The sequence below is a fragment of the Streptomyces sp. JK94 genome, from assembly GCF_053613315.1.
In genome coordinates, this window is the sequence record NZ_JBSICH010000004.1 from 121584 (window position 1) to 132019 (window position 10436).

6 protein-coding genes are annotated in these 10436 nt (G+C 71.4%); 4 read left to right on the forward strand and 2 right to left on the reverse strand.

Annotated elements, in window-relative coordinates:
- Positions 1-10: 10 nt before the first annotated feature.
- Together ACVV2G_RS04350 and lon are read right to left on the reverse strand one after the other, a co-directional pair.
- Positions 11-505 (reverse strand): MarR family winged helix-turn-helix transcriptional regulator, encoded by a 495-nt coding sequence (locus ACVV2G_RS04350; protein ID WP_453841227.1) that lies wholly within the window; start codon positions 503-505, stop codon positions 11-13.
- 400 nt (positions 506-905) lie between these two features.
- Positions 906-3335 (reverse strand): endopeptidase La, encoded by a 2430-nt coding sequence (gene lon / locus ACVV2G_RS04355; RefSeq protein WP_453841228.1) that lies wholly within the window; start codon positions 3333-3335, stop codon positions 906-908.
- A 164-nt stretch (positions 3336-3499) separates the two neighbouring features.
- Here lon and ACVV2G_RS04360 point away from each other — a divergent pair, with 164 nt between their 5' ends.
- The 4 genes from ACVV2G_RS04360 (at position 3500) to ACVV2G_RS04375 (ending at position 10270) form a co-directional block, all read left to right on the forward strand.
- Positions 3500-4198, forward strand: coding sequence for a spermine/spermidine synthase domain-containing protein (locus ACVV2G_RS04360; RefSeq protein ID WP_453841229.1), 699 nt, complete (start codon positions 3500-3502; stop codon positions 4196-4198).
- Positions 4199-4320: 122 nt separating this feature from the next.
- Positions 4321-5058, forward strand: coding sequence for a response regulator transcription factor (locus ACVV2G_RS04365; RefSeq protein ID WP_453841230.1), 738 nt, complete (start codon positions 4321-4323; stop codon positions 5056-5058).
- The gene (locus tag ACVV2G_RS04370; protein ID WP_453841231.1) at positions 5055-6179 is read left to right on the forward strand and encodes a sensor histidine kinase; all 1125 of its coding nucleotides are present in this window, start codon (positions 5055-5057) and stop codon (positions 6177-6179) included. The genes ACVV2G_RS04365 and ACVV2G_RS04370 overlap by 4 nt, the downstream gene beginning before the upstream one ends.
- A 281-nt stretch (positions 6180-6460) precedes the next feature.
- Complete coding sequence (locus tag ACVV2G_RS04375) at positions 6461-10270, forward strand: multifunctional oxoglutarate decarboxylase/oxoglutarate dehydrogenase thiamine pyrophosphate-binding subunit/dihydrolipoyllysine-residue succinyltransferase subunit (protein ID WP_453841232.1); 3810 nt, start codon at positions 6461-6463, stop codon at positions 10268-10270.
- Positions 10271-10436 lie beyond the last annotated feature (166 nt).

The following is a 10436-nucleotide window of genomic DNA, read 5'->3' on the forward strand; positions in this document are numbered from 1 at the left end:
GGGGACGACGCTACTTCTCCATCCCCCGGTTCAGTTCGCGCAGCAGCCGGGCCAGTTCCGTCACCTCGCGCGGGTCCCAGTCGGCGAGCCGGCCTGCGTAGCGGGCGCGGCGGGCCTCCCGCACCCGGCCGACCCGGGCCTGGCCCTCCGGGGTCAGGGTGATCAGCCAGGCGCGGCCGTCGGCGGGGTCGGGTTCCCGGGCGACGAGGCCGAGTTCCTCCAGGGCGCGCAGCTGGCGGGACATCGTCGCCTTGCCGACGCCGATGTAGGCGGCGAGTTCCGTGGCCCGCTGGCCGCCGTACTCACCGAGCCGTACGAGGAGGCCGTAGGCGGACGACTCCAGGTCGGGGTGGACCTCGCGGGCCATCTCGCCCTGGTTGGCCCGGGCCCGCCGGAGCAGGACCGTCAACTCGCGTTCCAGCGCCAGGAACTCCGGTTGGTTCACACCACCGCCGTCCCAGCCGGACACGGCCCCGCGACCGTCGCCGTTCCCGTCTTCGTGCACGTCAGCCCCTGCCTTGCTCTTCCCGTTCCCTGCAAGTCTCCGCCACGGACCGCCCCCTCCGCAGCTCGGCAAGTATTTCGCAGGCATGGACCAACGGCAGCCTCCGGTTCCCCCTCCACCCGCCGTTCCACGCGTAGCGCCTCCCCGGGATCTCAGCGTGGCATGACCACGCCATCCCATCCCTGCCGTCCTCCCCCACCGGCGCATCTCCACCGGCGCATCCCGCACCGGCACATTCCCCACCGAGCACCACCGAGCCATCGGAGGCACCTCACGCCCGTGCACGGAGCCGGATCGGCCCGCGGGCGACCGGCGTACCGGGGGAGGCCCGTGTCCCGGCCGGGACACGGGCCTCCCCCGTCCGCTCACCGCAGGGGTGGTCCGCCGGCGGTCGCCCGCGTCATGCGGCGACCGGAGACTGCGGCCGGGCGGCGTTCGTCGCCGGCGCGAGCGCCAGTTCCAGCACCTGGCGCACGTCGGTGACGGCGTGGACGTCGAGCTTGTCCAGCACCTCCGCCGGGACGTCGTCCAGATCGGGTTCGTTGCGCTTGGGGATGACCACCGTGGTGACGCCCGCCCGGTGCGCCGCGAGCAGCTTCTGCTTGACCCCGCCGATCGGCAGCACGCGCCCGGTCAGCGAGACCTCCCCGGTCATCGCCACGTCCGTGCGGACCAGCCGGCCCGACAGCAGCGAGGCCAGCGCCGTGGTCATCGTGATGCCGGCGCTCGGGCCGTCCTTGGGGACCGCGCCCGCCGGGAAGTGGATGTGCACACCCCGGTCCTTCAGGTCGGCCACCGGAAGCTCCAGCTCGGCGCCGCGGCTGCGCAGGAAGCTCAGCGCGATCTGCGCCGACTCCTTCATCACGTCGCCCAGCTGACCGGTGAGGGTCAGCCCCGCCGCGCCCGTCTCCGGGTCGGCCAGCGACGCCTCCACGTACAGCACGTCGCCGCCCGCGCCGGTCACCGCGAGGCCGGTGGCGACGCCGGGCACCGAGGTGCGCCGCTCGGCCGGGTCCTGGGCGGACTCGGGCACGTGGTGCGGCCGGCCGATCAGGTCCCGCAGGTCGCCGTCGGTGACGGTGAACGGCAGTTCCCGCTCGCCCAGTTCGTGCTGGGCCGCAACCTTGCGCAGCAGCCGGGCGATCGACCGCTCCAGGGTGCGCACGCCCGCCTCGCGGGTGTACTCGCCGGCCAGCTTGCGCAGCGCCCCCTCGTCGACCGTGACCTCCTCCCCGTTCAGGCCGGCCCGCTCCAGCTGGCGCGGGAGCAGGTGGTCGCGGGCGATGACGATCTTCTCGTCCTCGGTGTAGCCGTCGAGGCGGACCAGCTCCATGCGGTCGAGCAGCGCCTCCGGGATGGCCTCCAGGACGTTGGCCGTCGCGAGGAAGACCACGTCGGACAGGTCCAGCTCGACCTCCAGGTAGTGGTCCCGGAAGGTGTGGTTCTGCGCCGGGTCGAGGACCTCGAGCAGGGCGGCGGCCGGGTCGCCCCGGAAGTCCGAGCCCACCTTGTCGATCTCGTCGAGGAGCACGACCGGGTTCATCGACCCGGCCTCCTTGACGGCGCGCACGATCCGGCCGGGCAGCGCGCCGACGTACGTACGCCGGTGACCGCGGATCTCGGCCTCGTCGCGGACGCCGCCGAGGGCGACCCGGACGAACTTCCGGCCCATCGCGTGCGCCACGGACTCGCCGAGGCTCGTCTTGCCGACGCCGGGCGGGCCCACCAGGGCCAGGACGGCACCGCCGCGCCGCCCGCCGACGACCCCGAGGCCCCGGTCGACGCGCCGCTTGCGCACCGCCAGGTACTCGGTGATCCGCTCCTTGACGTCCTCCAGCCCCGCGTGCTCGGCGTCCAGGACGGCCCGGGCGCCCTGGATGTCGTAGGCGTCCTCGGTCCGCTCGTTCCACGGCATCTCCAGGACCGTGTCGAGCCAGGTACGGATCCAGGAGCCCTCCGGCGACTGGTCGGAGGACCGCTCCAGCTTGTCGACCTCCTTGAGCGCGGCCTCCCGGACCTTCCCGGGCAGGTTGGCGGCCTCGACGCGGGCGCGGTAGTCGTCGGACTCCTCGGCCGGGTCACCGCCGTCGCCGTTGAGTTCCCGCAGTTCCTTGCGCACGGCCTCCAGCTGGCGGCGCAGCAGGAACTCCCGCTGCTGCCTGTCGACGCCCTCCTGGACGTCCTTGGCGATGGTCTCGGCGACGTCCTGCTCGGCGAGGTGGTCGCGCAGCTGCTGGGTGGCGAGCTTCAGGCGGGCGACCGGGTCGGTGGTCTCCAGCAGCCCGACCTTCTGCTCGGTGGTGAGGAAGGGCGAGTAACCGGAGTTGTCGGCGAGCGCGGAGACGTCGTCGATGGCCTGGACGCGGTCCACGACCTGCCAGGCACCGCGCTTGCGCAGCCAGGCGGTGGCGAGGGCCTTGTACTCCTTCGCCAGCTCGGCGACCTGGCCCGGCAGCGGCTCGGGCACGGTCTCGTCGATGCGCGTGCCCTCCACCCACAGCGCGGCGCCGGGCCCGGTGGTGCCGGCGCCGATGCGAACCCGGCCCCGGCCGCGGACCAGGGCGCCCGGGTCGCCGTCGGCGAGACGGCCGACCTGCTCGACCGTGCCGAGGACGCCCGTCCTCGCGTAGGTGCCGTCGACGCGCGGGACGAGGAGGACCCGGGGCTTGCCGGGCTCGGACCGCGCGGCGGCCTGGGCGGCCTCCACCGCGGCCCGTACCTCGGCGTCGCTCAGGTCCAGGGGGACGACCATGCCGGGCAGGACCACTTCGTCGTCGAGCGGCAGCACGGGCAGGGTGAGCGGTGTGGTGGCGGCGGACTCAGCAGCCATGATCTCCCCTTCGGCAGTCAAGTTGAGTTACATCGACTCAATGAAAGGGAGTCCCCGATTGTTCCCCGGGGCATGTTCGCTGTGAGCGATCAAGACACCCCCCTGTGGCCCCTTCCGTGGCAGCGCGCCCGCACCGCCCGGCATTCCCCTGCCAGGATGGGCCGATGCCCTTCACTTCCCACGACTCCCCCGACTCCCCCGAAGTGCTGGACCGTCGCGAGGGCCCGTACGGCGAGGTGGTCCTGCGCCGGCACGGGGCGCTGCTGCAGATCATCGCGAACGGCTGCTTCCTGATGGACACCTCCGACGGACGCTCGGAGCGGCGCCTGGTCGACGCGGCGGCCGACGCGCTCGCCGCCTCCGGCGGGCGGACCGCGCCGCACCTGCTCCTCGGCGGCCTCGGCGTCGGCTTCTCGCTCGCACACGCGGCCGGCGACCCCCGCTGGGGCCGCATCACGGTCGTCGAGCGGGAACGCGCCGTCATCGACTGGCACCGGGACGGACCGCTGGCCGAGGTGTCCGCCGGTGCGCTGGCCGACCCGCGCACGGACGTCGTCGAAGCGGATCTGGTCGCCTACGTCAATGAGACTTCCGCCACGTACGACGCCCTCTGCCTCGACATCGACAACGGCCCCGACTGGACGGTCACGGAGGGCAACGGCGGACTGTACTCACGGGACGGACTGGCGGGGTGTGCACGGGTGGTGAAGCCCGGCGGAGTGCTCGCCGTATGGTCCGCGCAGCCCTCTCCGGAATTCGAAGAAACCTTGCGTAATGCCGGGTTCCAGCAGGTGCGTACCGAAGAGATCCCCGTTGCCCGGGGCGTTCCGGACGTCGTCCACCTCGGCATCGGGCCTGGATAGCAAAGGCGCCGTGACTCCCCGTACGCTGCTGCTCTGACGCGGTCATTCAAGCGTCAATCGCAGTCATGCGCAGACGAGGAATCACCCCACTGATTCCGGTAAGCACACCTCAGGGGCGGGCGATGGAGCAGACACAGACCTCCCACAACGGCACGGCGGCCACCCAGGGCGCACAGCGCCGGGTGCTGGTGGTCGAGGACGACCAGACGATCGTGGACGCCATCGCGACCCGCCTGCGCGCCGAAGGGTTCCTCGTGCAAACGGCGGGTGACGGCCCGGCCGCCGTCGACACGGCCGAGGCGTGGCAGCCCGACCTGCTCATCCTCGACATCATGCTGCCCGGCTTCGACGGCCTGGAGGTCTGCCGTCGTGTGCAGGCCCAGCGTCCGGTGCCGGTGCTGATGCTCACCGCGCGCGACGACGAGACGGACATGCTCGTCGGGCTCGGCGTCGGCGCCGACGACTACATGACCAAGCCCTTCTCGATGCGCGAGCTGGCCGCGCGCGTGCACGTGCTGCTGCGCCGGGTGGAGCGGGCCGTCGTGGCCGCCTCCACGCCGCGCAGCGGCATCCTGCGCCTCGGCGAACTGGAGATCGACCACGCGCAGCGCCGGGTGCGGGTGCGCAGCGAGGACGTCCACCTCACCCCCACCGAGTTCGACCTGCTGGTCTGCCTCGCCAACACCCCGCGCGCGGTGCTCTCCCGCGAGCAGCTGCTGGCCGAGGTGTGGGACTGGGCGGACGCCTCCGGCACCCGCACCGTCGACAGCCACATCAAGGCGCTGCGCCGCAAGATCGGCGCCGAGCGCATCCGCACGGTGCACGGCGTGGGCTACGCGCTGGAGACGCCGGCGCCATGAGCCGTGGACGGGAGGCCGCGCGGAGGAGCTCCGGCCCCCGGAACACGGGGGAACCCTGGGGCGGCGTACGCCCGTTCTCGATCAAGACCAAGCTGGGCGCGCTGGTCGTCACCTCGGTGCTGATCACCACGGGTCTGTCGGTGATCGCGGTGCACACCAAGACGGAGCTGCGCTTCATCACGGTCTTCTCGATGATCGCCACGCTGCTGATCACGCAGTTCGTGGCGCACTCGCTCACCGCGCCGCTGGACGAGATGAACGCCGTCGCCCGGTCCATCTCGCACGGCGACTACACGCGCCGGGTGCGCGAGAACCGCCGCGACGAGCTGGGCGACCTGGCCGTCACCATCAACCGCATGGCCGACGACCTGGAGGCCCAGGACCGGCAGCGCAAGGAGCTGGTGGCGAACGTCTCGCACGAGCTGCGCACCCCCATCGCGGGCCTGCGCGCGGTGCTGGAGAACATCGTCGACGGGGTCACCGAGGCCGACCCGGAGACCATGCGCACGGCGCTCGGCCAGACCGAGCGGCTCGGCCGGCTGGTGGAGACGCTGCTGGACCTCTCCCGCCTGGACAACGGCGTCATACCGCTGCGCACGCGGCGCTTCGAGGTGTGGCCGTACCTCTCGGGCGTACTGAAGGAGGCCAACATGGTCGCCTCGGCGCGCGCGGGCATCGCCTCCGGCTCCGGCAGCCACACCCGCACCGACGTCCACCTGGCGCTCGACGTCTTCCCCCCGGACCTGACCGCGCACGCCGACCCCGAGCGCATCCACCAGGTCGTCGCCAACCTCATCGACAACGCGGTCAAGCACAGCCCGCCGCACGGCCGGGTGACGGTCAGGGCGCGGCGCGGGAACCTTCCGGAGTCGCTGGAGCTGGAGGTCCTCGACGAGGGCCCCGGCATTCCGCGCTCCGAGTGGCGCCGGGTCTTCGAGCGGTTCAACCGGGGTTCGGTCTCCCGGCCGCACGGTCCGGGCAGCGACGGCGGCACCGGGCTCGGCCTGGCGATCGCCCGCTGGGCGGTGGATCTGCACGGCGGCCGGATCGGAGTGGCCGAATCCGAGCGGGGATGCCGGATTCTCATCACTCTTCCGGGCCTCCCCTCGGCTTCGAGTTGACGTAGGGTTCGAGGCGGAACGCCAAGATCCACAGGCATCCGCGCCGACGGACACGTGTGATCAGGCACGGACCCGCGTTCTTCCGGCGCCGGGTCCCGGCCTCCCCTTCCCACACACGCCAGAACCTCGCTTGTTTCCCGCCATTTCCAGCGCCGAAACGCCGTCTGCAATGTGACTTACGCGACGATGAACGGGCCCGGTCTGACCTTCCGGGCCGGGGAGGCGTAGCCTTGATTCCCGCTGTCCACCATCTTGTGAAGCGGAAGAGGGCGGTTCTCGCCGTGTCGCCACAGTCCCCCAGTAACTCAAGCATCTCGACCGACACCGACCAAGCGGGCAAGAACCCCGCTGCCGCGTTCGGTGCCAACGAATGGCTCGTCGACGAGATCTATCAGCAGTACCTCCAGGACCCGAACTCCGTCGACCGAGCCTGGTGGGACTTCTTCGCCGACTACAAGCCAGGAGCGGCCGCGGTCCAGTCGGCCTCCGACACCGCGAACGCGGACACCGCCGGCGCGCCCCAGGCGGCTCACGCGCCCCCGGCGCAGGTCCCCGCTCCGGCCAAGGCCCAGGCTCCGGCCCCGGCGGCTGCCCAGCCGGCCCCCGCCGCCGCGCCGGCGGCACAGCCCGCCGCCAAGCCCGCGCAGGCCCGGCCCGCCGCCAAGCCCGAGGCGAAGGCCGCCGCGCCCGCCGCTCCCTCCAAGGACGCCACCGCCGCCCCCGAGGGCCCCGAGACGGTGCCCCTGCGCGGCCCGGCCGCCGCGGTCGCGAAGAACATGAACGCCTCGCTGGAGCTGCCCACGGCCACGTCCGTGCGCGCGGTCCCGGTGAAGCTGCTGTTCGACAACCGCATCGTCATCAACAACCACCTCAAGCGCGCCCGGGGCGGGAAGATCTCCTTCACGCACCTGATCGGCTACGCGATGGTGCAGGCCATCAAGGCCATGCCGGCGATGAACCACTCGTTCGGCGAGAAGGACGGCAAGCCGACCCTCGTCAAGCCGGCCCACGTCAACCTCGGCCTCGCCATCGACCTGGTCAAGCCCAACGGCGACCGCCAGCTGGTCGTCGCGGCGATCAAGAAGGCCGAGACGCTGAACTTCTTCGAGTTCTGGCAGGCCTACGAGGACATCGTCCGCCGCGCCCGCGACGGCAAGCTGACGATGGACGACTTCTCCGGCGTCACGGTCTCCCTGACCAACCCGGGCGGCCTCGGCACCGTCCACTCGGTGCCGCGCCTGATGCCCGGCCAGTCGGTCATCATGGGCGTCGGCTCCATGGACTACCCGGCGGAGTTCCAGGGCACCTCCCAGGACACCCTGAACAAGCTCGGCATCTCGAAGGTCATGACACTCACGTCGACCTACGACCACCGGGTCATCCAGGGCGCCGCCTCCGGCGAGTTCCTGCGCCAGGTCGCCAACCTCCTCCTCGGCGAGAACGGCTTCTACGACGAGATCTTCGAGGCCCTGCGCATCCCCTACGAGCCGGTCCGCTGGCTCAAGGACATCGACGCCTCGCACGACGACGACGTCACCAAGGCCGCCCGCGTCTTCGAGCTGATCCACTCCTACCGGGTCCGCGGCCACGTCATGGCCGACACCGACCCGCTGGAGTACCAGCAGCGCAAGCACCCCGACCTGGACATCACCGAGCACGGGCTCACCCTGTGGGACCTGGAGCGCGAGTTCGCGGTCGGCGGCTTCGCCGGCAAGTCCCTGATGAAGCTGCGCGACATCCTCGGCGTGCTGCGCGACTCGTACTGCCGCACCACCGGCGTCGAGTTCATGCACATCCAGGACCCGAAGCAGCGCAAGTGGATCCAGGACCGCATCGAGCGCTCGCACACCAAGCCGGAGCGCGAGGAGCAGCTGCGCATCCTGCGCCGGCTGAACGCGGCCGAGGCGTTCGAGACGTTCCTGCAGACCAAGTACGTCGGCCAGAAGCGGTTCTCCCTGGAGGGCGGCGAGTCCGTCATCCCGCTGCTGGACGCGGTCATCGACTCGGCGGCCGAGTCCCGCCTGGACGAGGTCGTCATCGGCATGGCCCACCGCGGCCGGCTGAACGTGCTGGCCAACGTCGTCGGCAAGTCGTACGCGCAGATCTTCCGCGAGTTCGAGGGCAACCTCGACCCGAAGTCGATGCACGGCTCCGGTGACGTGAAGTACCACCTGGGCGCCGAGGGCACCTTCACCGGGCTGGACGGCGAGCAGATCAACGTCTCGCTGGTCGCCAACCCCTCGCACCTGGAGGCGGTCGACCCGGTCCTGGAGGGCGTCGCCCGCGCCAAGCAGGACATCATCAACAAGGGCGGCACGGACTTCACCGTCCTGCCGGTGGCCATCCACGGCGACGCGGCCTTCGCGGGCCAGGGCGTGGTGGCCGAGACCCTGAACATGTCGCAGCTGCGCGGCTACCGCACCGGCGGCACGGTGCACGTCGTCATCAACAACCAGGTCGGCTTCACCGCCGCCCCGGAGTCCTCGCGTTCCTCCATGTACGCGACGGACGTGGCCCGCATGATCGAGGCCCCGATCTTCCACGTGAACGGCGACGACCCGGAGGCCTGCGTCCGCGTGGCGCGGCTGGCCTTCGAGTTCCGCCAGGCCTTCAACAAGGACGTGGTGATCGACCTCATCTGCTACCGCCGCCGCGGCCACAACGAGACCGACAACCCGGCCTTCACCCAGCCGCTGATGTACGACCTGATCGACAAGAAGCGCTCGGTGCGCAAGCTGTACACCGAGTCCCTCATCGGTCGCGGCGACATCACCCTGGAAGAGGCCGAGCAGGCGCTGCAGGACTACCAGGGCCAGCTGGAGAAGGTCTTCACCGAGGTCCGCGAGGCCGCCTCCCAGCCGGCGTCCGCGGAGCCCGCGGAGCCGCAGGCCGAGTTCCCGGTCGCCGTGAACACCGCGGTCACCGCCGAGACCGTCAAGCGGATCGCCGAGTCCCAGGTCAACATCCCCGACCACATCACCGTGCACCCGCGGCTGCTGCCGCAGCTCCAGCGCCGGGCGGCGATGGTCGAGGACGGCACGATCGACTGGGGCATGGGCGAGACCCTCGCCGTCGGCTCGCTGCTCCTCGAGGGCGTCCCGGTCCGGCTCTCCGGCCAGGACTCGCAGCGCGGCACCTTCGGCCAGCGGCACGCGGTGCTCATCAACCGCGAGACCGGCGACGAGTTCACGCCGCTGCTGTACCTGTCCGAGGACCAGGCCCGGTACAACGTCTACAACTCCCTGCTCTCCGAGTACGCCGTGATGGGCTTCGAGTACGGCTACTCGCTGGCCCGCCCCGACGCGCTGGTGATGTGGGAGGCGCAGTTCGGCGACTTCGTCAACGGCGCGCAGACGGTCGTGGACGAGTTCATCTCGTCGGCCGAGCAGAAGTGGAACCAGACCTCCGGCGTGACGCTCCTCCTGCCGCACGGCTACGAGGGCCAGGGCCCGGACCACTCCTCGGCCCGCCCGGAGCGCTTCCTCCAGCTCTGCGCGCAGAACAACATGACGGTCGCGATGCCGACCCTGCCGTCGAACTACTTCCACCTCCTGCGGTGGCAGGTGCACAACCCGCACCACAAGCCGCTGGTCGTCTTCACGCCGAAGTCGATGCTGCGCCTCAAGGCCGCGGCCTCCAAGGCGGAGGAGTTCACCACCGGCCAGTTCCGCCCGGTCATCGGCGACGACTCGGTCGACCCGGCCGCGGTCAAGAAGGTCGTCTTCACCGCCGGCAAGGTCTACTACGACCTCGACGCCGAGCGGAAGAAGCGCGGGGCCACGGACACGGCCGTCATCCGCATCGAGCGCCTGTACCCGCTGCCGGGTACCGAGCTCCAGGCGGAGATCGCCAAGTACCCGAACGCCGAGAAGTACCTGTGGGCGCAGGAGGAGCCGGCGAACCAGGGTGCCTGGCCGTTCATCGCGCTCAACCTGATCGACCACCTGGACCTCGCGGTCGGCGCCGACGTCCCGCACGGCGAGCGCCTGCGCCGCATCTCGCGGCCGCACGGCTCGTCCCCGGCCGTCGGCTCCGCGAAGCGGCACCAGGCCGAGCAGGAGCAGCTGGTGCGTGAGGTGTTCGAGGCCTGAGCCCTGACGGGCCCGGCGTGACCGACGTGGCCTGACGGCCGCACGGGCGCGCCGGGCCCGCCGGTCCGCTGGGCGGACCGGTCCGACGGGCGAGCCGGAGGGCCCGGTCCGCGTTCCCCCGCAAAAAGAAAAGGGCCCTCAATAGCACAAAAAACACCCCCCCCAG